The sequence below is a fragment of the Bacteroides uniformis genome (genome assembly GCF_025147485.1).
Lineage (GTDB): Bacteria > Bacteroidota > Bacteroidia > Bacteroidales > Bacteroidaceae > Bacteroides > Bacteroides uniformis.
The window spans coordinates 162,322-187,310 of the sequence record NZ_CP102263.1; the positions used below are offsets into that span (position 1 = coordinate 162,322).

General features: G+C 44.6%; 17 protein-coding genes. 8 read left to right on the forward strand and 9 right to left on the reverse strand.

Features of this window, described 5'->3' with window-relative positions:
- Positions 1-13: 13 nt before the first annotated feature.
- The 9 genes from NQ510_RS00670 to yaaA form a co-directional block, all read right to left on the reverse strand.
- Entirely contained in the window at positions 14-1,618 is a 1,605-nt protein-coding gene (locus NQ510_RS00670; protein ID WP_005830037.1) for an MGH1-like glycoside hydrolase domain-containing protein, read from the reverse strand.
- A gap of 21 nt (positions 1,619-1,639) precedes the next feature.
- On the reverse strand, positions 1,640-2,782 hold the full coding sequence (locus tag NQ510_RS00675; protein ID WP_005830034.1) for an alkaline phosphatase: 1,143 nt from the start codon (positions 2,780-2,782) through the stop codon (positions 1,640-1,642).
- 13 nt (positions 2,783-2,795) lie between these two features.
- On the reverse strand, positions 2,796-3,659 hold the full coding sequence (locus NQ510_RS00680) for an endonuclease/exonuclease/phosphatase family protein (protein WP_005830032.1): 864 nt from the start codon (positions 3,657-3,659) through the stop codon (positions 2,796-2,798).
- Between the two features lie 18 nt (positions 3,660-3,677).
- Positions 3,678-6,608: a GH92 family glycosyl hydrolase gene (locus NQ510_RS00685; RefSeq protein ID WP_008664181.1), complete on the reverse strand. Its 2,931-nt coding sequence runs from the start codon at positions 6,606-6,608 to the stop codon at positions 3,678-3,680.
- A 202-nt stretch (positions 6,609-6,810) separates the two neighbouring features.
- Positions 6,811-8,448 carry a RagB/SusD family nutrient uptake outer membrane protein gene (locus NQ510_RS00690; protein WP_005833325.1) on the reverse strand — a complete coding sequence of 546 codons (1,638 nt, stop codon included), beginning with the start codon at positions 8,446-8,448 and terminating at the stop codon, positions 6,811-6,813.
- Between the two features lie 22 nt (positions 8,449-8,470).
- Positions 8,471-11,653, reverse strand: a complete 3,183-nt coding sequence (locus NQ510_RS00695) for a SusC/RagA family TonB-linked outer membrane protein (protein ID WP_005830023.1) — start codon at positions 11,651-11,653, stop codon at positions 8,471-8,473.
- A gap of 173 nt (positions 11,654-11,826) precedes the next feature.
- On the reverse strand, positions 11,827-12,651 hold the full coding sequence (locus NQ510_RS00700; protein ID WP_005833328.1) for an ROK family protein: 825 nt from the start codon (positions 12,649-12,651) through the stop codon (positions 11,827-11,829).
- 83 nt (positions 12,652-12,734) lie between these two features.
- On the reverse strand, positions 12,735-13,730 hold the full coding sequence (locus tag NQ510_RS00705) for a phosphatidylinositol-specific phospholipase C (RefSeq protein ID WP_005830019.1): 996 nt from the start codon (positions 13,728-13,730) through the stop codon (positions 12,735-12,737).
- 147 nt (positions 13,731-13,877) lie between these two features.
- Positions 13,878-14,651 carry a peroxide stress protein YaaA gene (gene yaaA / locus NQ510_RS00710; protein WP_005830017.1) on the reverse strand — a complete coding sequence of 258 codons (774 nt, stop codon included), beginning with the start codon at positions 14,649-14,651 and terminating at the stop codon, positions 13,878-13,880.
- A 195-nt stretch (positions 14,652-14,846) separates the two neighbouring features.
- Here yaaA and recJ point away from each other — a divergent pair, with 195 nt between their 5' ends.
- From recJ to NQ510_RS00750, 8 genes are all read left to right on the forward strand, one after another.
- A complete protein-coding gene (recJ, locus tag NQ510_RS00715; RefSeq protein WP_005833333.1) occupies positions 14,847-16,562 on the forward strand; it encodes a single-stranded-DNA-specific exonuclease RecJ in 1,716 nt (571 codons plus the stop codon).
- Positions 16,563-16,772: 210 nt separating this feature from the next.
- Positions 16,773-18,683: a RecQ family ATP-dependent DNA helicase gene (locus tag NQ510_RS00720; protein WP_005830014.1), complete on the forward strand. Its 1,911-nt coding sequence runs from the start codon at positions 16,773-16,775 to the stop codon at positions 18,681-18,683.
- A gap of 112 nt (positions 18,684-18,795) precedes the next feature.
- Complete coding sequence (locus NQ510_RS00725; protein WP_005830011.1) at positions 18,796-19,755, forward strand: tetratricopeptide repeat protein; 960 nt, start codon at positions 18,796-18,798, stop codon at positions 19,753-19,755.
- A 21-nt stretch (positions 19,756-19,776) separates the two neighbouring features.
- Entirely contained in the window at positions 19,777-20,526 is a 750-nt protein-coding gene (locus tag NQ510_RS00730) for an endonuclease/exonuclease/phosphatase family protein (RefSeq protein WP_005830009.1), read from the forward strand.
- A 293-nt stretch (positions 20,527-20,819) separates the two neighbouring features.
- Positions 20,820-21,668 carry a prephenate dehydratase gene (locus tag NQ510_RS00735; protein WP_005830004.1) on the forward strand — a complete coding sequence of 283 codons (849 nt, stop codon included), beginning with the start codon at positions 20,820-20,822 and terminating at the stop codon, positions 21,666-21,668.
- Complete coding sequence (locus tag NQ510_RS00740) at positions 21,643-22,824, forward strand: pyridoxal phosphate-dependent aminotransferase (protein WP_005830000.1); 1,182 nt, start codon at positions 21,643-21,645, stop codon at positions 22,822-22,824. Before NQ510_RS00735 ends, NQ510_RS00740 begins: the two co-directional genes overlap by 26 nt.
- 214 nt (positions 22,825-23,038) lie before the next feature.
- Positions 23,039-24,106, forward strand: coding sequence for a bifunctional 3-deoxy-7-phosphoheptulonate synthase/chorismate mutase type II (locus NQ510_RS00745; RefSeq protein ID WP_005829998.1), 1,068 nt, complete (start codon positions 23,039-23,041; stop codon positions 24,104-24,106).
- A gap of 17 nt (positions 24,107-24,123) precedes the next feature.
- Positions 24,124-24,897 (forward strand): prephenate dehydrogenase, encoded by a 774-nt coding sequence (locus NQ510_RS00750; protein WP_005829995.1) that lies wholly within the window; start codon positions 24,124-24,126, stop codon positions 24,895-24,897.
- Positions 24,898-24,989: the final 92 nt, after the last annotated feature.

Here is a 24,989-nt window from a genome sequence, read left to right on the forward strand (position 1 = left end):
ATTGATTTCTTCTTTAATAGGTATGCTTACCGGATGTCACATTTATCTTTTTCTCTTTTCCACCATAGAGTACACACAGTTCAAAATCAATATTAGAATCTACTGTGATACGGGGTTCATCACTTGCAGAACGGCGTGCTTCAGCTTTTAAGGAGATAAGCCCTTCGGGACCAAAAGGATAGCGTTCTATGCCGTTAATCTCCGTCAAATTCATATCCCAGATAATCTGCTTTTTGGCATAATCTCCCCGAATACCGATAATAAATTCTATCAATTCAGCAATAGGAGGAAGTCCTGCCCAACCCACAAAATTATCCCTTGCCATAAATCCCGGCTCAGCACTTTCCGGAGCATAATATTCCCAAAAAGTTCCAGTCTTCTTATAGACCTCAAACACCTGGGCATAATGATTCAAACAAATCTCCCGTGCCAGTTTACCATAACCTTTCTGCACAAGGCCCTGCATCACCATGTAATTAGTTCCCGGCCATACGCCACCCTGCCAATAACGGCCATTCTCCTTGTACTTGGGATTATCGGCAGACAAAGAAGGAATACGGTGTTTCCGGTTGAATGTGGCAGGATTATCCAATTCCTTCACCATACGGTCCAACTGTACAGAATCCAATACATCAGTAAACAGAGCCCAATAGGCACCTATTCCCTTAGTTGTACAGAGCGTACCGTCAGCATACTGGTCATAAAGGAAACCGGTCTTTTCATCCCAAAGATTGTCATGGATATATTTTCCCAGCATTTTGGCTTCGTCTTCAAACTCTTCTATCTCTTGCCAACGTTCCAGATAAAAGCCCATCTCAAGTAGTAAATTGGCAGTAAATAATTGCTGTAGGTTTGTATCTAACCAAATCATATGCCCGTGACTGTAGATAGGGCTGTATTCCGACGGAACACGGGGCATATTATCCATGCCGGTCCCCCATCCGCTTGACCAGTAGGTTCCATTTCTCCAAGTATGGTTCAATTTCAACCACTTATAATAAGCACAAAGTACCGGAAATATCTTGTGCAGGCGTTCCGTATCACCAAACTGATGGAAATAGACCATCTCACACCAAGGCATCAAATTCGGTCCGGTACTCACCGGATCATAGCGTTCAAAGCAATCGGCACCATCCGCCTTTATTTCACGGCAAATGAAACCGTCGGGATGCTGCTTGGCGTAAAAGTTGTTCAGCGTATTCTGGAAAGGAAAGAAACGGGTACCATAGCGGGCAAACATCAGAATGAAAGAGGAATCCCACATAAAGATATTACCATTATAAGCTGTATCCAAATAGCTTGAGACAAAACCCGAGCCTGCTTGAGGAGCACGAATATTGCCGATAGCTATTTCCCATGCCTTCCAATACATTTCAAGTTCCTTGTCATGTCCACCCCAAATGGGATTGGGAAGAATCTGCCGAGCTTCTTCGAAGCTTTTCGGCACAATCGTCTCAGGTTTTGCCACACGATACTCATTTTCAGTGACCAGCGGTTCCTTTACATATGTATTTTTATAAGGCAAATGATACTTTTCATCATTGCCACAGCTCTGAGCTTTCAGCAAAGGGAGAGTGGAAAAAGAAAGCAAGCTTACCAATAAAATGTGTTTCAACATAGGAAATAGTTATTTTTTAAATTACAAATTGAGCAGTTTTTTTATCTTGTCAAAGATAGCAGTATTTTCAAAAATCCCTGTAAACTCCTCTGCACCGGGACCAAAAGCATACACTGGTACCATTACACCGCTATGACCACCGGTAGAGAACTTACATACGATTCTGCCTTCTGCCAAATCTCCATCAATCAACGTAAGTCCACCAGTCTCATGGTCTGCAGTAACTACTACCAATGTTTCTCCATCCTTGGCAGCCCATTCATAAATGGCACCGATAGTACGGTCAAAGTCATGTGTTTCCTGCATCAGCAAATCAATGTCATTGAAGTGTCCGTAGTCATCCAGCTGCGAACCTTCTATCATCATAAAGAAACCGTTTTTATTTTGGTCCAGCAATTCGATACCTTTCAATGAAGCACGTGCCAAAAGGTCGCCACGTTCAGCAGGAAGAGGAGTATCGACGGGATAAGGTACGGCAAATACCTTACCACTCTTTATGCCAGCCAATTCATCCCAACTGCGAGGAGTCTGAAATCCTTTATCGCGTAGTTCCTTAAACAAGTCACGTCCATCTTCACGGTTTTCGAAAAGCTTGGCACCTCCACCGAATACATAATCGGCACTGCAATTAACGTAATCTGCTACGATTTCAGCTTCCGCATCCCTATCCTTGTTATGGCAACAAAAATCAGCAGGAGTGGCATCCCACAGACGGCAAGTCACCGCTATACCGGTCGATTTACCTTTAGCAGCAGCCAGGTCTACCAATGATTTCAAAGGACGTCCTTCGGTATCTACACCCACAGAATGATAGTTTGTCTTCTGCCCCGTAGCTATGGCTGTTCCACCCGCTCCCGAGTCTGTAATCAGCTTGTTGGCACAATAGGTTTTAGACAAACCCACTACCTGGCAGTTATCCAAAAACAACTTGCCTCGATTGGCTGTCCAGGCAGAATATACGTGCATAAGACTCATGCCATCACCAATCATCAAGATGACATTCTTTATCTTCTTGCCCTGGGGAGGGGTAATCTTTGTCACCTCATAAGGTTGGTCCAAAACATAGGTCTGTTCTTTATCACGGCGGCTTTGTGCCGATAACTCTACCGGCAGTAGCAAGACTGCCAAGAGCATAACGATACATATTCTTAATATCTTAGTCATAATTATTGTTTTATTATTCAACCGTTACTAAAATAGGGGCATGGTCGGAGAGGAAAGCATTATTCTCTGTTTCAGCCAATACACCATACCTCAAAACTTTCAGTCCATTACGTACAAAAACGTAATCAATCAGCGGACGTTTATCGTAAGGAATCTTTCCGAAATCATGGAAACTCCATGCCGGACCATAAACAATTGCCGATGCCTGGCGTGCATCTGTCAAGTGTTCCGGATTGGAAGGGTCAGTCACGTGTTTGATGACATCCGATTCCGGACTAGCATTAAAGTCGCCCGTTACTACTACGGGTAAGTTACCACTCAACTCATTTACTTTATCCAGCATAAGGCTTATACCTTCACGACGTGCAGCAACACCTACATGATCCAAGTGGGTATTCAATGCGAAGAACTCCTTGCCACTTACTTTATCTTGCAGTTTTGCCCATGAAGCGATACGCTCACAAGCTCCATCCCAGCCCTTGGAACCGGCAACTTCAGGAGTCTCGCTCAACCAGAAATAGCCAGAATCCAGCAAGTTGAAACGATCTTTCTTATACCAGAGTGCACTATATTCACCCTTTTCCTTTCCATCTTCACGACCTACACCGATGACTCCGTATTCCGGCAATCGTTGTTTAAGGTCTTCCAACTGATTATGAAGTACTTCTTGCGTACCCAATATATCCACATCATAAAAACGGATGGCATTTGCCGCGCGGTCTTTACGGTATTGCCAGTTGTCCAAGCTATCTTCCGGATTGTCATAGCGAATATTGAAACTCATGACATTAACGGGCTCTGGTGCAGGCGCCTGCTGCTTCACCTGTCCGCATGATGCAGCGAACAAAGGTAAAAATAACAAAAATAACTTTCTCATAGCATATATATTAAACTATTATTTCACAAATAAAGCCGATGCAGGGATGGGTGCCAACTTCTCGGCAGAAGGCAGTTTCCAAGCCCAGCTCAAATACTCACCTTCATAATCTTCAAAGTAATAGAGCTTGTAAGGATGAAAACCTTTCTTCAGCGCGACCATTCCGGTAGCAGGAATTGCAGCATGGGAAGCATCATTATTGACTACCTGCTCATCGTGAATGTACAAGACACTGCCATCGTCCGAACGGGTCTGGAAAGTATAGACCCCATCTTCGGGAACATTTATCAATCCAGAAAAGATATAACCGAAATGATCCTCCTGCTTAGCACCCTTAATAGAAGGTTCGGGCATGACACCAGACTCCAGCAACGGTGACTTTTCTACATCAGCCACTTTCTGGTAAGTGCCTTCAAAGTACTTATAAGATGTACCATTCTGAGTAGGATTTACAGAAAGAGCAGCCTTTAATTCAGCTTTCGTTGCCGATATGGATAATGTTCTGCTTGAGCGGAGACCTTCCTTGAATCCTTTGGCTTTTATTAAAGTGGTCTTGTCCAGTTCAAAAGGCTGCTCGTACAATGCCGACTGCTCTGTGGGCTCGCTGCCATCCAATGTATATCTGATTTCGGCATCCTTGGTTGTTGTGGCCAATGCAACCGTTACCTTATCCATAAACAAGTTCAAATCCTTATCCACATAGGGAATGGAAACGACTTCATCTTTAGTATAGGAATAAGGGGATGCTTCAGAGGAAACACCTCTCTCCATATTCGGCTTATCGGACAAAGTAAAACGAAGTTCTCCACCTTCCATCAACTGTGCATAAGTAATAAAATTTACATCTATCGGTTGTCCGTTCAATTCTACTTTTGTGATATAGACATTCTTCTTCGGATTGTTGGCAAGGATGGTCAAAGTCTTTCTATTTGCCAGGTTGACAACCGCTTTCTCAAATAGAGGAGTAGTCAGTGCAAATTCATTGCTTCCCGGACAAACTGAATAAATACCCAAGCTGGATAATATATACCAACCGGACATCTGTCCACAATCTTCATTACCAATGATTCCTTCAGGCGTAGGAGCGTACATTTCATGGAGCAGACGGCGTGTCATTTCCTGCGTCTTCCAAGGCTGTCCGACGTAATCGTACAGATAGGCGATATGATGGCTCGGCTCATTGCCATGAACATATTGACCTATCAGTCCGGTAATATCCACTAAATCGCCATGTACATCCGACTCTACTGTAAAGATAGAATCGAGTGCGGTAATAAACTCTTTCTTACCACCAAACAGTTGTGCCATACCGCTTACATCGTGAGGTACAAAGAAACGATACTGCCAGGCTGTGGCTTCCGTATAGGCACGACCTATCTCAATAGGATTGAAGGGAGTTTCCCAGTTCCCATCCATCCGCTTGGGGCGGAAGAATTTTGTATTACCATCAAAAACATTGATATAGTTCTGGGAACGTTGAATATACTTTTGATAAATATCATCCTTACCCATTTCCTGAGCCATACGTGCAATACACCAGTCATCATAGGCAAACTCCAGCAAACAAGAGATGGACTCTTTCTTTATATTAGAAGGAATAAAGCCATTCTGAATATAGTAATCAGCTCCCTTTTTGTTCTTTTCAGAAGAAACTACCATAGCTTCCAACGCCTTTTCCGCGTCAAATCCTCTAATACCCTTCATATAAGCATCTGCTATAACGGACACTGCATGATAACCAATCATAGTTCCCGTCTCTCCGGCAGAAAGCGGCCAGATAGGAAGTTCACCCGAAGATTCGTAAATGTCCAGAAAGGAATTTATCATATTATTGACCAAAGTTGTATCAATCAAAGTCATCAACGGATTCCATGCACGGAAAGTATCCCAAAGCGAAAATGTAGAATATTGCACTTTGCCTTTTGGCAATTGCCCAATTTCCATATTATGACGGCGGTACTCACCATTGACATCACTCACGACATTGGGTACAACCATAGAATGATACATGGCTGTATAGAAATTCTTCAAGTCGTCCGTATTGCCGCCTTTTACCGTAATAGCAGAGAGAGCTTGTTCCCAAGCGGAACGGGCAGCACTACGCACGGCATCAAAATCGAAACCTATCACCTCGGTTTCCAAATTCTCACGTGCATTCTTTTCACTGACAATGGATAATCCAACTTTGGCTATAACCGGCTCTCCATTACTATTATCGAAGGACAAGCAAGCCTGCAAATCGGTACCGTTCAACTTAACTCCTGCAGAAACCATCTTTTTATTCTGTATAAAGTCTATGGCCTGAAAAGGTTTCGAGAACTGGGCTACAAAATAAACGTACTGATTGTCCGTCCATCCCCTGGTTCTGCGCATACCTGTTATTTCGTTGGCGGCAGTCTGTTCAAGTTCAGCCTCATAAATATATTCGTTATCAAGCAAATGAGTCAAATCTATAATAATAGATGCTTCTTTGCCGGAAGAAAACGTATAGCGGTGCATACCGGCGTGTGCCGTTACCGTCAATTCAGCTTTTATTCCTTCTTCTTTCAGAACAACCGAATAATATCCGGCAGAAGCATCTTCGTCTTTATGGGAAAAAGCCGCTGGCTGGTAAATGCTTTCCGTAGTCAAATCCGGTTTCAGCGTAGTAGGACGAAACAGTATATCCCCAAGATCAATGCATCCGGTCCCACTTAAATGTGTGTGTGAAAAACCTTTTAGAGTCGTATCATTATAATGATACCCCGAACAAGCATCCCAGTTTCCGGCACGCGTGTCAGGACTTAACTGTACCGCCCCGAACGGAACGGTTGCCCCCGGATAAGTATGCCCATGAAAGCCGGTACCTATAAAAGGGTCTACATAGTCTACGGGAGATAGTTCACCGGATGTACAAGAGCAGCAAGCCCAAAAGGCAGTAGTTGCACATATAAGAGTTTTTAATTTCATCAGACTGTATATTTGAAGAGCGCTGCAGACTGTCGGGAATGCCGTCTCTCCGTATATTAAAATGATTTTATGAATAGCCTTTGCAAATGAAAGAAAAAGAAGAAATATCTGCAAGGATCAATACCCGAAAATACCAACCCCTGCAGATTAGACCAATGGCAATGAGGTCTTTTTTTATATTTTATCTCTTTCAGAGAAAATATCAATCATAATGAGGATTCTGTTTTAATTTACCATCAGATTTGGTAATCTGAACCGAAGGATAAGGGAATACGATCATGTAATCCTGATAAGCAATCTTATCCGTATAATCCTCATACTCACCTACAACGAATGTGGAAGCAGGGTCCTGGCGGTTGGCATAATGACGTACGCGCGGACGGGCATTCAATTCGGCAGCAGCCAAAGCCTTTATTTCAGTATTGCCTGAGCGATACCAGCGTTTCAAATCATATAAATGGTCTGTAAACTCAAATGCCAATTCACAACGGCGTTCATGATATAGGTCAGCCATAGTAGCAGTGCCCGTCAATAATGCAACATTGGCACGTTTACGAATGCGATTCAAATCAGCCGTAGCCAAGTCCGCTTTATTAGTCATCAAATAAGCTTCCGCACGGAAAAGTAACATTTCTGCAAAACGGATAACCGGAAAATTAATACGTACCGTCGGCCAGTCTCCGTTTGTATTGATATACCCCTTATTGGCTGCATCTTCATACTTAAAGGGATCCATGTATTTATTAATCATAAAACCGGATTCAATATCCGAGCTTGAATAAAAAGCACGGGATTCACCCAAGAATTGAAATTCCTGACCATACTCTAAAACCGTACGAACCAAACGGTCATTACCAGCTCCGTCTTTCAACATCTCTTCGTAAATATCATAAGACGGCTTGTTCTGTCCCCAGCCATTATATTGTCCCCAGCCTTTGTTCTCAAGGACAACTCCCGGAAACTCCGAACCGCCACCTTGAGAGCCACCATTTCCAGGAATAGTCCAAATATACTCTTTATTCCACCATTTAGAGAAATCAGAAGAGAACAACTCTTCATAAGTACCGGCTAAATCACGTCCGTAAGCAGTTTCCAGTTCATTGACCATACTGATTACATTTCCCCATTGTGTAGCATCCCAAGTTGCCCAATAAGCATAAACTTTAGCTTTAAAAGCTACTGCAGCCGCATCGTGCGCGCGTCCTCTATCATTATCTCCATACTCTTCAAAACGGGGCAAATACTCTATTGCCTTGTCCATATCCGAGATAATCAATTTATAATTATCGATGACCGAAGCTTGCTGAGGAGGAATAGAATTGTCATAGCCACCTTCAAAATCTTCATAACGGACAAAAGGTACCCCTTGTGTATCAAGACCGTAACGATAAGCAATCAAGAAATGAGCCCATCCACGAGTGAAGTAAGCTTCACCGAGACTTCTCTTTTCAATATCACTCAAAGTGGTGCTTTTCCCTTTCTTAAGCAACTCTTGTATTACCCAGTTGGAACGTGCCATCACTTTGTACATAGTATCAAAAATAGTACGCAAAGGGGATTCGTCTCCTGTATATTTCAATGTAGCAAGTGTTGGAAAATCACGGGTCTTTCCCCACACAACGTCGCACGCGGCACCTTGTTCCCAAAACAGTTCGCGTCCATATACAGCTTCCTGATGAAATCTTTCATACAATGCATCTACAGCATCAATAGCCTGCAGGTCATTGGTAAAATAAGTCGTTGTAGTAGCATCTCCCTCTGGTTGCACATCAAGGAAGTCACTGCAAGAACTCATAAGCAATGTGGCAGACATCGCAAAAAATAATATATTTTTTTTCATAATCATTCTTCTCTATTAATTATTAGTAAGTCAATTTTACACCAACAGATAATACGCGAGATACCGGATATTTCAAAGCATCCCAGCCACCACATTCAGGATCCATACCAGAATATCCAGTGATAGTAGCAAGATTTTCACCACTGAAGTACACAGACAAACGGCTGTTACGGTCATTCAAATGAGACCACTTGCGGAATACATCGCTTAAATCATAAGAAAGGGTTACATTCTTCAAACGCAGATAAGAAGCATTCTCCAAATACCAATCAGATGCAGTCGTAAAGTTTCCATTCGGGTCATTCTTTGACAAACGAGGAATATCAGAACCGGTATTTGTAGGACTCCAAGCATTCAATATCCCGCTGGAACGGTTAAAGTTTCCTTCTACATCACTCAACAGCATGTACTTTCCTACATATAAAGCTTTTGCTCCACCTACTCCCTGGAACATGGCACTGAAAGAAAGTTTTTTCCACGTCATTCCCAATGTAAAGGCAAAAGTCGTCTTCGGAGTCGCACTACCCATATACTGACGGTCTGCATCCGTAATTTTACCATCGCCATTATGATCCACAAACTTCAAGTCACCAGCCTTGGCATTCGGCTGAATACCTACCCACTCTTTTTCACCATTATCATTGGTCACATATGTTCCATGTTTAGCATTCCACTCGGCAACTTCTGCATCACTTTGGAACAAACCATCTGTCTTAATCAAGTAGAAGGAATTCAGAGGTTCCCCTTCCGTACTCTGCATCATATAAGGGATGCTACGGAACCTTTTATCATTAGGCCACAAACCCGGATTGCCATCCGCATCCTTCACACCTATATCTGATACCCAGTTCTTTAAATACGAGAAGTTACCCGATACGAAATAAGAAAGGTTTTTGTTAATCTTATCGCTCCAATTAGCTTGAATCTCAAAGCCACGGTTACGCACTTCACCTTGATTGATTAACATGGCATCGAGTCCCATAGTAGAAGGCCACCCCATTGATTGTGTCTGAATCAAATTGAAAGTACGTTTATCAAAATAGTCTAATGATACCGACAAACGGTTTTTAAACATCTCAACATCCAAGCCCAAGTCAGTCTGTTCTGAAGTTTCCCAGGTCAAATCAGGATTTAACGCAGAGCCGTTGTAAATCAAAGTATTCCAGATATTATTTGCCTCAGGACCATATTGTGCTTGTTCTGTCCACGAGCTTTTCTTCAACAAAGCAGACTTATAATTAAGCCCTATAGAGCTCAAATTACCTACACGCCCCCAAGAAGCACGCAATTTCAGCAAACTGATAAAATCACTCTTCTTAAAGAATTTTTCATTAGATATTTTCCATCCAAGGGTCACTGCAGGGAAATCACCATAGTTATTTTCCTTAGGCAAACGTCCAGCATAATCACGACGCCAAGATGCAGTAGCAAAATAACGGTCATTATAAGAATAAGCCAAACGGGCAATCAACGACACATTGGCATCAGGTCCAGTCAAATAGTCAGATGCTGTCACTGATCCTGCATACGCCATGTATTGTAAAAATTCCGATTCATCCGCAAAATCCTTACCCGTCACTTCCAGTCCACGCGTTTCAGAATGATCTGCCGTAGTCGAGAACAAGGCACCAACCGTATGTTCACCGAATGTCTTATCATAAGTCAGGGTATTTTCCGTCTTCCAAGCATCTCTACGGTAAGTAGTTTCTTGAAGATTATTCGACAAAGCCGGTTTACCTACTTCATCACGAATAGGATTGAACTTCTTGTAATGATTAGTCTTCATATTATAAGTAAAACGACTCGTAAACTTCAATCCAGGAAGTACATTAGCTATCTCCAAGCTGGTAGTGCTCCATATGTCACTTATCTTGTCATACAAATTCTCTGCTTCCAATAGACGTACCGGATTTACAGCATCCCCGTGGATATCAGAGAAATTCGAACCATATTTTTCAATATAGGCAGGATCTTCCGTAGTCACACCACCATAACTTCCGTCCAACGGATTATAGACAGTGGCACTTGCCGGCATGTAGATAGCCGAAAGGATAGGTCCTGTATAAGCATCGTTATCCGTAGCTTTGGAACGTTGGGTAGTGTTCTGCCATACAAAATCCTCACTGACGCTCACCCACTTGTTCAGCTGCATTTTACCATTATAACGTAATGTAAGATTCTTCTTGAAAGTATTAATCAAAACACCTTCATCATTATCGTAAGCAAAAGATATACGATTTGAAAAATTATCAGAACCTACATTCAACGCTACGTTATGACGTTGGTAGAAGGCAGTGCGGAAAATCTCATCCATCCAATCAGTACGAGTCGTACCTATCCATGGATTTTTGGTAACATCCCAACCGACTGGAAGCGAAAGTCCTGCATTTTGATGAGATATCTTACGCATCTCAATCTGCTGCTCCGCATTCAGTGGTTCTATCAAATTGGTAGCCTGACGAATACCAAAAGTGCCGTCATAAGTCAACGAAGGAGCACCTTGTTTCGCTTTTTTGGTAGTTACCAACACAACACCACCTGCACCAGACTGTGCGCCATAGATAGCAGCAGAAGCAGCATCCTTCAAAACAACGATACTTTCAATATCATTCATGGATGAGATAGGTGCACCGGGAACACCGTCCACAACCCAAAGTACATTGTCTCCATCTTGTGAGCCTTGACCACGAATCACAATGTTAGGAGAAGAAGTTGGGTCGCCACCATCGGCCGTAATGGTAACACCTGCCAGCTGTCCCTGCAGCATGCCTTCGGTAGAAGTTACCGGGCGAGCAGCCAATTCTTCAGTATTACTTACTACACCCACTGAAGCAGACAAGTCCTGCTTACGTGTATTCGCACCATACCCTAATACAACAACCTCATCCAGAAGTTCTGTATCCTCTTTAAGCACAATTACCATTTGTTTTTCTGCCACTGGTACTTCCTGAGTCACATAGCCGACAAAACTGATTACCAATACGCCGTTTTTATCGGCCGAAACATTAAAGTTTCCGTCAACGTCCGTAATCACTCCATTAGTCGTCCCCTTTACTAACACATTGGCACCAATCACAGGTTCGCCAGTCTGATCCTTTACTGTTCCTTTCACAGAAATCTGCTGTGCATAAGCACCTGCCGACAAGAACAGTCCCAACAATAGGGTCAGAATCGTTCGATAGATTCTAAGATTTACTTGTTTCATGCATTCAAAATTTAAAGTTTATAATATAGAAAATTATAATTCCGCCACAAAGGTCAGAAAGCAGAATTACATAGTTATTACAAAAGGAACAATTCTCTAACAGTCCTTATTTATGCGTAAAATAATATAACTGCAAAATATTTATTATTTTCAATCAAACCGTATAGGGATTATTACTCAAGAAGAGCGGCAGCACCCAATAAACTGGAATCCTTTTGATGCGAAGCCACCACACTCACATTATCCGATATAATCTTGTAGGGAAAACTTTGCATTGTTTGTTCCATAGCATTTTTAAAGAAAGGAAAAGCCGATACAATACCGCCTCCTAAAACAATAGCCTGGGGAGCATAGGCAAAAAGAATTGCCTTTATAAGATTACCCAAATGCCTCCCAAACTCTTTCCAAATCTCCAATGCAGCTTGTTCTCCTTGCTGGGCTTTTTCAGCTACTACCGCACCGGTAGTGCCATAACGTTTAAACAAGAAACTACTGCAATAGTGTTCAAAATCAGAGTCCAAATAAGGAAATGAGCCTATCTCACCGGCTCCCATATATTGCCCACCATACAAACGACGGCCAATGACAACGCCAGCTCCAATTCCGGTCCCAATAGTAACGCCTACCATGTTGGTATAAGATTTTCCTTCGCCGTATAGGCTCTCCCCCAAAGTGAAACAGTTGGAATCATTATTAATGGCAACTGCCACCTTGAATTCGTTCTCCAAAATCTCCTTCAAGTGTATTTCTTTCCAAGAAGATATATTTGCTACATTATATACAATTCCTTTCTCCGGATCAACAATTGAAGGGACACCGATACCGATACCATCTACCTGCTCATTCATCATATTCCGAATAAGCTGGGAAAGCTGGTTTAGCACAGTAGAAGCATCTTGCTGAGCTAAACATGGAACCGACACTTTATTCAAGCAGTTCCCTTTTTCCACTTGGGCTATTCGAATATTGGTTCCTCCTAAATCTATTGACAGTTTCATAGTATATAACATTAAGGTGTTCAACATGTGCAAAATTAAGAAAATGCTTTTTTTTCAGTATTCCCAATTGCGCATATAAATCTTCATTTTGCGCAAACATTACTGTCAATCAAATATTCCACCAAATCTTTTCCTCCAGGTTCACTGACAAAATCGATAAAAACAATACCGCAATTCCGGCTATTCTTTTGTTTTAAATAGTCAGCAATAGGCTTGTTCACCTTATCAGCAAAGACTTTAGGGGTTCCCAAGGGCAGCCCCGTCGCACTTACAAAAGTAATTCCCCACCGACGTGAGGAAACCGGCTCAGCAGACATCCCTTCAATATTACGGACACAAACCCCTACCTTCTTCCCGGCCTCCTCACCCGATTCATATTGATATTCATCTTCGAGCAAAGCCACTCCTTCCTTACCATCTTTATTGCGAAGAGTGAGCAGGCAAGTACTGTCATCCTCCCAACCTACACATGCTGCTCCAGGATAATTATCCATAGCATGATCCCTATGCAGGAAAAGAATCTTTCCACGGCAATCTTTCAGCGTCAGTTCAGGGCGAAAGTCCATCACGAAATAACTTTGATACTCAGGGCTGCTTAAAGAAACGGACAGCAGAGAAGCATAATCCCGCAATTCTCCCCCTTCCTTTTTCAAGGAAACAATCAAAGTCTCAGAAGGATATGTTTGCAGAAAGTGTATAAAAGCAGGTAAAACATCATCTTCCCAATATATATCCTGAAAGGCATGACTGTGAAACACCCCCAGTTTATTACCCTTCTTTTCCAAACGGATATCGAAAGCACGGATGCCTTGCCGTAATTGAGCGGGAATATCTGTTGCTTGTGTTTTCAACATATGCCCTCCTTTGATACTACCGCTATCGTGTGAACCAGGAATAGAAATCTTACATATAGGAAGCGTATCATGGAGAATCCTCATCCACTCAGGCCGCAGTGCAACCTCATCCCGCGCCTCCGCACAAGTATCCTGCAATCTGGAAGCTGTAGCACAAACCGGAGCATTCAATAGAAATATGGTCAAAGCTAATACAACAACTGTTCTTAATCTGTTTCTCTTCATAGTATATTGCTTTTAAGTTTACTGCATGCAAATGTAGAGGGTTCATTCTTTTCCCTCATCCTAAATTGCGTATTTAGTTCTTCATTTTGCGCAAACATCGAAAGCAACATATAGTAACATCTGAGCCAAACGTAATGTACCTTTTCATTACATAAATGTACCTAACGAAAAATGCCATACATTCTCCGTACTGCGTATCTCATCCCAGACGAAGCCCTCCCAAGAAAAGGATTTCAACTCCTCAGGACACTCCAGACGGTTCTTGACAATAAAACGCGTCATCTCTCCGCGACACATCTTGGCATAGATAACGACAGTCTTCGGCTGTCCGGCCTTCCAAACTTGAAACTCGGGCGTAATAACACGCACCTCTTGCTCCACCCGCTTCCAGTCGAACAAATCTTTCATTTCAGCACTTGCCAAATTAATGAGAACACCGCCACAGTTTTTAATTTCCTCTATGAAGTAATCCGTCAACAAAGGCTTCCAATAATCAAACATGGATATTCCACCTTTTTCGGGCAAACGGACATCTCCTTCCAAACGATAGGGTTTGATACCGTCCAGCGGGCGAAGCAACCCATAAAGAAAAGAAGTGATACGCAGATGTTCTTGCGCATAACGAAAATCCTCCGCTGAAAAATCTTTCGGAAGAATGCGTTTAAAAACAGCTCCCGTGTAGGCGCAAACGGCTGGCATCGAACGATTCTCCTCCGAACAGAAATCATGAAAACGCAAACGGTTCTCGGCAGCAATTTTGGTATTCACCCGAAGAAGCCTTTCCAATTCGGATACTGAATACTGCGACATTTCCAACGCATTCCGCACAGCCTCCGTTTCGAATTTCGGGACTGTGACTTCGGGCACGACAACAGAGCAGCGCGCTGCCATGGTCTTTGCACAAGAGATAAAAACAAGCATAGCGATATTTTTTAATGGATACAAAAATAAAGTTTTTTAGTGGAGAATACATATACTTATAAAGTTTTTCCGCAGAATTCACCTCCGTTTCAAGAGTTTTTCATACCTTTACACCTTGTTGGAGAAAAGTGCACGTATTGCCCCCCTCTACTCCCCCAACATCTTGAGATAGAAAAAGAAAAAATAATATATAAAATGACTCACAAATGGAATTATCAACCCATTACACCCGAACAGGCAGAAGCAAGCCAACAACTGGCCCAAGAATTGGGAATTAGCCCAATATTGGGAAAATTGCTGGTGGAGCGGGGAATAACAACGGCAGCGGATGCCCGGAAGTTTTTCCGCCCCCAACTACCGGACTTATACGACCCATTCCTGATGAAGGATATGGATATAGCCGTAGAGCGCCTGAACAAGGCAATGGGAAAGAAAGAGCGCATTCTTGTTTATGGAGATTATGACGTAGACGGTACCACGGCTGTGGCATTGGTCTACAAGTTTATTCAACAGTTCTATTCGAACATCGACTACTATATCCCCGACCGTTACAATGAGGGGTATGGAGTTTCAATCCAAGGAGTAGACTATGCCGCAGAGAGTGGTGTAGGTTTGATTATTGTATTGGACTGCGGTATCAAAGCCGTCGAAGAAATCACATACGCCAAGGAGAAAGGCATTGATTTCATCATCTGCGACCATCATGTCCCCGATGATGTACTGCCCCCTGCTGTAGCCATTCTGAATGCCAAACGGGAAGACAACACCTATCCTTATGAACATCTGTCCGGATGCGGTGTAGGCTTTAAGTTCATGCAGGCATTTGCCCTCAACAACGGTATCGAGTTCCATCACCTTATCCCTTTACTGGACCTCTGCGCCGTCAGTATCGCATCGGATATTGTCCCCATTATGGGTGAAAACCGCATTCTCGCCTACCACGGTTTGAAGCAGTTGAACAGTAATCCCAGCGTAGGCCTGAAAGCAATCATTGATGTCTGCGGACTGACGGACAAGGACATCACCGTCAGTGACATTGTATTCAAAATAGGTCCCCGCATCAACGCCTCCGGACGTATCCAGAACGGGAAAGAAGCTGTTGACTTGCTTACTGAAAAAGATTTCTCTCTTGCCCTGGAGAAAGCCGGACAAATCAACCAATACAACGAGACACGCAAGGACTTGGACAAGACCATGACCGAGGAGGCCAACAAGATTGTAGCTGACCTGGACGGACTTGCCGACCGACGTTCCATCGTATTGTACAATGAAGACTGGCATAAAGGCGTCATCGGCATCGTAGCCTCCCGGCTGACGGAAATCTATTACCGGCCGGCAGTAGTACTGACACGTACGGATGACATGGCAACCGGTTCTGCCCGTTCCGTCTCCGGATTCGATGTCTACAAAGCCATTGAATACTGCCGCGACCTTCTGGAAAACTTCGGAGGTCATACCTACGCCGCCGGTCTTTCCATGAAGGTGGAAAATGTACCGGCCTTTATCGAACGCTTCGAAGAGTTCGTATCACAAAATATCCTGCCGGAACAGACATGCGCCGTCATCGACATCAATGCCGAGATTGATTTCAGAGACATCACTCCGAAATTCTTCAGCGACTTGAAGAAATTCAATCCATTCGGACCGGACAATGCCAAACCCATTTTCTGTACGCACAATGTCTATGATTATGGTACCAGCAAAGTCGTAGGCCGCGACCAGGAACATATCAAGCTAGAACTGGTGGATAATAAATCGAACAATGTAATGAACGGCATCGCTTTCGGGCAAAGTTCCCACGTACGCTTCATCAAGACCAAACGTTCCTTCGACATCTGCTATTCCATTGAAGAGAATACCCATAAGAGGGGTGAAGTGCAGTTGCAGATTGAAGACATAAAGCCGAACTGAAAGCCTCTCCCCTAACCCCTCCCCCACAGGGAGGGGAATAAGAATAGTCTCCTTATATTAAGGAAATGATGAAAATTGGTTGATGCTATAAGATTAGTAATCACTACTATTAGCATAGAGAAGGAAAGAATATCAATTCAACGATAAGAAGTAGCAAGAAAGTTCAATAAGACCATGAGCAGCAGTAGTAACTTCAAAACTCCCCTCCCTATGGGGGAGGGATTGGGGGTGAGGCTTCTGAAGCAATACTGGGGATACGATACCTTCCGGGGAATCCAGGAAGATATCATCAACAGCATTACCGAGGGACGGGACACTTTGGGACTAATGCCCACGGGAGGAGGAAAATCCATCACTTTCCAAGTTCCGGCACTTGCTAAAGAAGGACTTTGCCTGGTCATCACTCCGTTGATTGCCCTCATGAAAGACCAGGTACAAAACCTGAAAAAGCGGGGAATCAAGGCGCTTGCCATCTACTCAGGCATGAGCAGGCAGGAAATCATCGTCACACTGGAGAACTGTATATTCGGCAATTTCAAGTTCCTCTATATCTCCCCCGAAAGGCTCGATACTGAAATCTTCCGCACCAAACTGCAGAAGATGAAAATCAGTATGATTACGGTAGACGAAAGCCACTGCATATCGCAATGGGGCTACGACTTCCGTCCTGCCTATCTGAAGATAGCCGAGATACGCACACTGCTACCCGGTGTACCCGTGCTGGCACTGACAGCCACTGCCACTCCGGAAGTAGTGAAAGATATCCAGGCCCGTCTGCATTTCCGTGAGGAAAATGTGTTCTGCATGAGTTTCGAGCGCAAAAATCTCGCCTATATCGTCCGTAAAACGGAAAACAAGACGGGAGAGCTGTTGCACATCCTGCGCCGTATGCCCGGAAGCGCCATCATCTATGTGCGCAACCGTCGCCGTACCAAGGAAATTACCGAACTGCTGCACAACGAAGACATCACCGCCGATTTCTACCATGCCGGACTGGATGACGCCACCAAAGACATCCGCCAACAACGCTGGCAAACAGGAGAAAGCCGTGTCATGGTCGCCACCAATGCATTCGGTATGGGTATCGACAAACCGGATGTACGGATTGTCATCCACATGGATCTGCCCGATTCCATAGAAGCCTACTTCCAGGAAGCAGGACGTGCCGGAAGGGACGGACAAAAAGCCTACGCGGTCGTCCTTTACGCCAAGTCGGATAAGGCAACACTGCACAAACGCATTCCCGACACCTTTCCTGAAAAAGAATATATAAAGGAAGTATATGAGCATCTTCAATACTATTACCAGATGGCAATGGGAGATGGACAAGGCTGTGTACGCGAGTTCAATATAGAAGACTTTTGCCGAAAGTTCAAGTACTTCCCCGTTCCCGTGGACAGTGCCTTGAAGATTCTGACACAAGCGGGATACTTGGAATATACAGACGAACAAGACAATGCATCCCGGCTACTGTTCACTATCCGTCGAGACGAACTTTATAAACTGAGAGAGCTCGGCGAAGATATGGACAAACTCATCCAAACCATTCTCCGCTCCTATACCGGGGTCTTCACAGACCATGCTTTCATCAATGAAGATTCACTGGCCATACGCACTGGACTCACACGCCGGCAAGTGTATGAACAGCTCATCCACCTAGCCAAGCTACGTATCGTCAGTTACATCCCCCGCAAAAAGACACCATATATAATATACACGCGAGAGAGGGTTGAAATGCGCCACCTGCAAATCTCTCCCGCCGTGTACGAGGAACGCAAAGAGCGGTATGAGAAACGCATAAGTGCCATGCTGGATTACGTGAGCAGCGATACCGTGTGCCGTAGTCGAATGCTGCTACACTACTTCGGAGAGAAGAACGAGCATAACTGCGGGCAGTGCGACACTTGCATCAATTTGAAGAACAAGAAACCTTCCGGCCACCTTTCGGAAAAGGAACTTTCTGAAAAGATTCTTCAAGCCCTATCTGATAAACGACAAACTCCAGCCACTTTGGCAGAACAGATAGCAGACGATAAAAACATGCTCATCGATGTGTTACATGGATTGTTGGACGAAGGCAAGGTAATTGCTGTCAACGGAATGCTTCAAATCAAAAAATAATTCATTACTTTTGCCGTTGGAAAAGAATGTCCTGCCGCTGAGAGGAACATCTCCTATCAGCCATGCCCCTCCTTTTCCTTTTTAATTTTTAATTCTTTAATTTTAATCACCTATGGGATTCTTTAAATCTTTTTTCTCCGGCAAGTCAGACAGTCCGGCAAATGAGAAACAAAAAAACGAACAGAAGAATTTTGAGATATTCAAGTATGACGGTATGCGCGCACAACGCATGGGCCGTACAGACTACGCCATCAAATGCTTCACTGAAGCCCTTGCCATTCAGGAAGACTTCGAGACCATGGGATATCTCGCCCAAGTCTACACCCAGACCAGCGAACTGGACGAGGCGCACAAACTACTGGAACGCATGACCGAAATAGAGCCGGAACATATCTCCACCTACCTCAGTCTTGCCAACGTATGCTACATGCAGGAAGACTATCCCGCCATGGCAGGAGCGGCAAAGAAGGCTATCGAAATAGAAGAGGGCAACGCCATGGCACATTACCTGCTCGGCAAAGCAGACAATGGGCAAGGGGACGGCATCATGTGCATCGCCCATCTTACGAAAGCCATCGTACTGAAAGATGATTTCATCGAAGCACGTCTGCTCCGTGCCGAAGCCCTGGTCCAAATGCAGCAATACAAGGAAGCGATGGAAGACATAGACACCATTCTGGCACAAGACCCGGAAGACGAAAGTGCCATCTTGCTCCGCGGAAAGATAGAAGAAGCTACGGGAGACAAAGAAAAAGCAGAAAGCAGCTATCAGAAAGTGACGGAGTTGAATCCCTTCAACGAACAAGCCTTCCTCTACTTAGGACAGCTTTACATCACCCAAAACAAACTGGCAGAAGCCATCGAGCTCTTTACGGAAGCCACAGAACTGAACCCTAATTTCGCAGAGGCCTATCATGAGCGCGGACGTGCCAAGTTGCTGAACGGCGACAAGGAAGGTTCTGCAGAAGACATGAAGAAAGGACTGGAACTCAATCCTAAAGAGATACAGAACTTTAACGGACAATATGGTAACCAACCGGGGGGAAGTACCGGTAATATCCTGGGATTATGACAAATTCAATTATTGCCGCCAATGAAACGAAATTTATTTCTATCAGTACTTTTTGTACTGATGTTCGCACCTGCCCATGCACAGCAAGTGAACATATTGTCCTATAACGTACATAATTGCATAGGTATGGACAAGGAGTACAATTACCGGCGCATTGCCAATGTTATCAGTCAAACTTCTCCGGACATAGTCGCCCTGCAGGAACTTGACAGTGTAACGGTGCGCAACAAAGGAATCCATGCTCTCGGAGAACTAGAAAAACTGACCGGAATGCACGGGACTTATGCAGCAGCCATTCCTTTTCAGGGTGGAAGCTACGGCATCGGAATCCTCTCCAGAGAGATACCCATAAAATACAAAATCATTCCAATGCCCGGACGGGAAGAAAAACGTACCCTCATTATTGCAGAATTTAAAGATTATGTATTTTGTGCCACACACCAGTCCCTCACTCCAGAAGACCAGCTCCTTGCCGTACCATTGATAGAAAAAGCCTTGCAAAACGTCGATAAGCCCATCTTTATGGCAGGCGACATGAACTCTGCACCAGCAAGCGTTCCCCAGCTGGAATTGGCAAAACATTTTGCCACCCTCAATGACACAACCTCTTATACTTTCCCGGCAGACCGTCCCAACCGATGTATAGACTACATCTACGGCTATTCCAAGAATGGGTATCGGTTTGACGTACAATACCGGAAAGTCATAGAAGACACCATTTCATCCGACCATCGTCCGGTTCAAGTCATTGTACAAGTTAAAGGGAAATAAGTTAAATTGCTACTATCCCTAAAAAAAACATTGTTTTTTGTTTGTATATAAAAGAAAAGCATTACTTTTGTCACGTAATTCAAAAACAGAGAATACAAGTATGAAGTCATTTACTTATGCATATTACTTCTTTTTTTACTTTTACTTTAGCCAGAAAGTAGAGCGGGAGTTTGTATGTATCAAGTGACAGTGATGCTTAAGGACTGAATAGAGAAACAAGTAAATATACAGAATCCCGCTCCATCGTATGGAAGCGGGATTTTTTTTATAGCATAACCAAGAAAATAAAAATAATGAAAAAGGTAGCCATTCAAGGAACATTAGGCTCGTATCACGACATCGCCGCACACAAGTACTTCGAAGGAGAAGAAATAGAGTTAATCTGTTGCGCCAACTTTGAAGACGTGTTCGGTGCCATCAAAAAAGACAGTCAGACCATAGGAATGCTGGCGATAGAAAACACCATTGCAGGTAGTTTGCTGCATAACAATGAGCTATTACGCCAAAGTGGCGCACAGATTGTCGGCGAGTACAAGCTGCGTATTTCCCATAGTTTTGTCTGCCTGCCCGATGAAGACTGGGATGATATTACCGAAGTCAACTCCCACCCTATCGCCCTGATGCAATGCCGTGAATTCCTGGGACAACACCCCGGAATCAAAGTGGTGGAAGGCGAAGATACCGCCCGCAGTGCCGAAATCATCCAACAGGAACATCTGAAAGGCCATGCAGCTATCTGCTCCAAAGCTGCTGCAGAGCGTTATGGCATGAAGGTCCTGCAGGAAGGTATCGAAACCAACAAACATAACTTCACCCGTTTCCTGGTCGTAGCCGACCCTTGGCAAGTAGATGAACTGAACCGGCATCGCAGCAAGGACGTCAACAAGGCAAGCATGGTATTCACACTTCCCCATACTGAAGGAAGCCTTTCCCAAGTATTGTCTATTTTGTCTTTCTACCGCATCAACCTGACCAAGATACAATCACTGCCCATCATCGGGCGTGAATGGGAATACCAGTTTTACGTAGATGTCGTCTTCGACAATGTACTGAGATATAAACAATCCATTGCGGCCATCACACCGCTGACCAAAGAGCTGAAAATATTAGGAGAATATGAAGATGGAAAATCAAACGTGTAGAATAAAGCCTGCCGACCGCCTGGCAAGCGTAAGCGAATACTACTTCTCGAAGAAGCTGAAAGAAGTGGCACAAATGAATGCCGAAGGAATGGATGTCATCAGCCTGGGAATCGGAAGCCCCGACATGCCGCCTTCCGAAAAGACAATCCGGACACTTTGCGAAGCTGCCTGCAATCCGGACGGACATGGTTACATGCCCTACGTAGGTATCCCCGAACTGCGCCGCGGTTTTGCGGACTGGTACCAAAAATGGTACGGTGTAGCATTGAATCCCAACACAGAGATACAACCGCTCATCGGCTCCAAAGAAGGCATCCTGCACGTGACGCTGGCCTTTGTCAACCCCGGTGAACAAGTATTGGTTCCCAATCCCGGCTATCCCACCTATACTTCATTAAGCAAGATTCTGGGTGCCGAGGTCGTGAACTATAACTTGAAAGAAGAAAACGGCTGGATGCCCGACTTCGACGAACTGGAACGGATGGACATGAGCCGTGTAAAACTGATGTGGACCAACTATCCCAATATGCCCACCGGGGCGAACGCAACACCGGAACTGTACCGGAAACTGGTGGACTTCGCACGCCGCAAGGACATCGTCATCGTAAACGACAACCCCTACAGTTTCATCCTGAACGAACATCCTATCAGCATCCTCAGCATTCCGGGTGCCAAAGAGTGCTGCATAGAATTCAATTCCATGAGCAAAAGCCACAACATGCCGGGCTGGCGTATCGGCATGCTTGCCTCGAATGCCGACTTCGTGCAATGGATATTGAAAGTAAAAAGCAACATCGACAGCGGTATGTTCCGTGCCATGCAACTGGCAGCCGCCACTGCCCTGGAAGCAGAGCAAGACTGGTATGACGGCAACAACGCGAATTACCGCAACCGCCGTCAGTTGGCAGGAGAAATTATGCATACCTTGGGTTGCACCTACGACGAAAACCAGGTAGGCATGTTCCTCTGGGGCAAAATCCCCGACAGCTGTACAGACGTGGAAGAACTGACTGAACACGTGCTGCATAAAGCCAGAGTGTTCATTACTCCCGGGTTTATCTTCGGAAGTAACGGGAAACGGTATATCCGCATCTCCCTCTGCTGTAAGGACAATAAACTGGCAGAAGCATTGAAGCGTATCAAGGACATGAAATAAATGCTTACAAGTAAGAGATGAACACCCTAAAGCCGGAATCCCGTTTACTAAAACTCCACCGGAGATTTACTAAAACGGGAGGAACGATTTAGTAAATCTTCTCCGACGTTTTACTAAATCTCCGGGACCTTGCTCAGAAAGTCTTCTGAAAAGGAGGAAACGTCACAAGGAAGAAAAAGCATAATTAAAGAATATTATTAAACAAATAAAGAATATGGAACTCGAATTAGAACCTATCACATTACCTGGTGTTGAAGACAAACGCCCTATGGTAATAGCCGGCCCCTGCAGTGCCGAAACCGAAGAACAAGTAATGAGCACCGCCAAACAATTGGCAGACAAAGGCCTCAAGCTATTCCGTGCCGGCATCTGGAAACCGCGCACCAAACCGGGCGGCTTCGAAGGAGTAGGCGTAGACGGCCTTGCATGGCTGAAGGAGGTAAAGAAAGAAACCGGCATGTACGTTTCAACAGAAGTAGCTACCGCCAAACATGTATACGAATGCCTGAAGGCTGGAATTGACCTTCTTTGGGTAGGTGCACGTACCACCGCCAATCCTTTCGCCGTACAGGAAATTGCCGATGCACTGAAAGGCGTAGATATCCCGGTACTGGTGAAGAATCCGGTAAATCCTGACCTGGAGCTGTGGATTGGAGCTTTGGAACGTATCAACAATGCAGGCTTGAAACGTCTGGGTGCCATCCATCGCGGATTCAGCAGCTATGACAAAAAGCTCTACCGTAACTTGCCCCAATGGCATATCCCCATTGAGCTGCGCCGCCGAATTCCCAACCTTCCTATTATCTGTGACCCCAGCCACATAGGTGGAAAGCGCGAACTGGTTGCTCCACTCTGCCAGCAAGCTATGGATTTGGGCTTCAACGGACTGATTATCGAGAGCCACTGCAACCCGGACTGTGCCTGGAGCGATGCAGCCCAGCAAGTCACCCCGGATGTGCTGGATTACATCCTCAACCTGCTGGTCATCCGCAAGGAAACACAAAGCACCGAGAACCTCAGCGAATTGCGCAAGCAGATAGACGAATGCGACAACAATCTTATTCAGGAGCTGGCCAAACGGATGCGTGTGGCACGTGAAATCGGTACATACAAAAAAGAGCATGACATGACCATCCTGCAAACCGGACGCTACAACGAAATCCTCGAGAAACGCGGCTCGCAAGGCGCATTGTGTGGCATGGATGCTGAATTCATCAAAAAGGTATTTGAGGCGATACACGAAGAGAGTGTAAGACAGCAGATGGAAATTATAAATAAGTAATTGGCACATTAAACATCATGAGAATATTAATACTTGGAGCCGGGAAAATGGGCTCTTTCTTCACAGACATCCTGAGTTTCCAGCACGAGACGGCTGTGTTCGACGTCAATCCGCACCAACTGCGTTTTGTCTACAACACCTACCGCTTCACCACACTGGAAGAAATCAAGGACTTCGAGCCGGAGCTGGTCATCAATGCCGTTACGGTGAAATACACGCTGGACGCTTTCCGCCAAGTGCTGCCGGTACTGCCCAAAGACTGCATTATCAGCGACATCGCTTCGGTAAAGACCGGATTGAAGAAATTCTACGATGAAAGCGGCTTCCGCTACGTGTCGACGCATCCTATGTTCGGTCCCACTTTTGCCAGCCTCAACAATCTGAATACGGAGAATGCCATCATCATCAGCGAAGGCGACCACTTGGGGAAAATCTTCTTCAAGGACCTCTACCAGACCATGAAGCTGAACATCTTTGAATATACCTTCGACGAGCATGATGAGACTGTGGCATACTCCTTATCCATTCCGTTTGTATCCACTTTCGTGTTTGCAGCGGTAATGAAACACCAGGAAGCTCCGGGCACCACCTTCAAAAAGCACATGGCCATTGCCAAAGGCCTGCTGAGTGAAGACGACTACCTGCTCCAGGAAATTCTCTTCAATCCGCGCACCCCCTCACAAGTGGAGAACATCCGCCTGGAACTGAAGAACCTGCTGGAAATCATCAGCAATAAGGATGCAGAAGGCATGAAGAAGTATCTGACTAAAATCAGGGAAAAGATTAGATAAACAATCAACAAGTGTGTGCCTCGATGCCAAGGTACACACTTTTATCCCAACTAAACACCCCGGATGAAAAAGACAGTCACCACCTCAGGCTA

Bases quoted from the DNA above. Each gene is read 5' to 3' on its own strand.
- NQ510_RS00670 (WP_005830037.1), bottom strand. From the start codon at position 1,618: ATGTTGAAACACATTTTATTGGTAAGCTTGCTTTCTTTTTCCACTCTC.
- NQ510_RS00675 (WP_005830034.1), bottom strand. From the start codon at position 2,782: ATGACTAAGATATTAAGAATATGTATCGTTATGCTCTTGGCAGTCTTG.
- NQ510_RS00680 (WP_005830032.1), bottom strand. From the start codon at position 3,659: ATGAGAAAGTTATTTTTGTTATTTTTACCTTTGTTCGCTGCATCATGC.
- NQ510_RS00685 (WP_008664181.1), bottom strand. From the start codon at position 6,608: ATGAAATTAAAAACTCTTATATGTGCAACTACTGCCTTTTGGGCTTGC.
- NQ510_RS00690 (WP_005833325.1), bottom strand. From the start codon at position 8,448: ATGAAAAAAAATATATTATTTTTTGCGATGTCTGCCACATTGCTTATG.
- NQ510_RS00695 (WP_005830023.1), bottom strand. From the start codon at position 11,653: ATGAAACAAGTAAATCTTAGAATCTATCGAACGATTCTGACCCTATTG.
- NQ510_RS00700 (WP_005833328.1), bottom strand. From the start codon at position 12,651: ATGAAACTGTCAATAGATTTAGGAGGAACCAATATTCGAATAGCCCAA.
- NQ510_RS00705 (WP_005830019.1), bottom strand. From the start codon at position 13,730: ATGAAGAGAAACAGATTAAGAACAGTTGTTGTATTAGCTTTGACCATA.
- yaaA (WP_005830017.1), bottom strand. From the start codon at position 14,651: ATGCTTGTTTTTATCTCTTGTGCAAAGACCATGGCAGCGCGCTGCTCT.
- recJ (WP_005833333.1), top strand. From the start codon at position 14,847: ATGACTCACAAATGGAATTATCAACCCATTACACCCGAACAGGCAGAA.
- NQ510_RS00720 (WP_005830014.1), top strand. From the start codon at position 16,773: ATGGGGGAGGGATTGGGGGTGAGGCTTCTGAAGCAATACTGGGGATAC.
- NQ510_RS00725 (WP_005830011.1), top strand. From the start codon at position 18,796: ATGGGATTCTTTAAATCTTTTTTCTCCGGCAAGTCAGACAGTCCGGCA.
- NQ510_RS00730 (WP_005830009.1), top strand. From the start codon at position 19,777: ATGAAACGAAATTTATTTCTATCAGTACTTTTTGTACTGATGTTCGCA.
- NQ510_RS00735 (WP_005830004.1), top strand. From the start codon at position 20,820: ATGAAAAAGGTAGCCATTCAAGGAACATTAGGCTCGTATCACGACATC.
- NQ510_RS00740 (WP_005830000.1), top strand. From the start codon at position 21,643: ATGAAGATGGAAAATCAAACGTGTAGAATAAAGCCTGCCGACCGCCTG.
- NQ510_RS00745 (WP_005829998.1), top strand. From the start codon at position 23,039: ATGGAACTCGAATTAGAACCTATCACATTACCTGGTGTTGAAGACAAA.
- NQ510_RS00750 (WP_005829995.1), top strand. From the start codon at position 24,124: ATGAGAATATTAATACTTGGAGCCGGGAAAATGGGCTCTTTCTTCACA.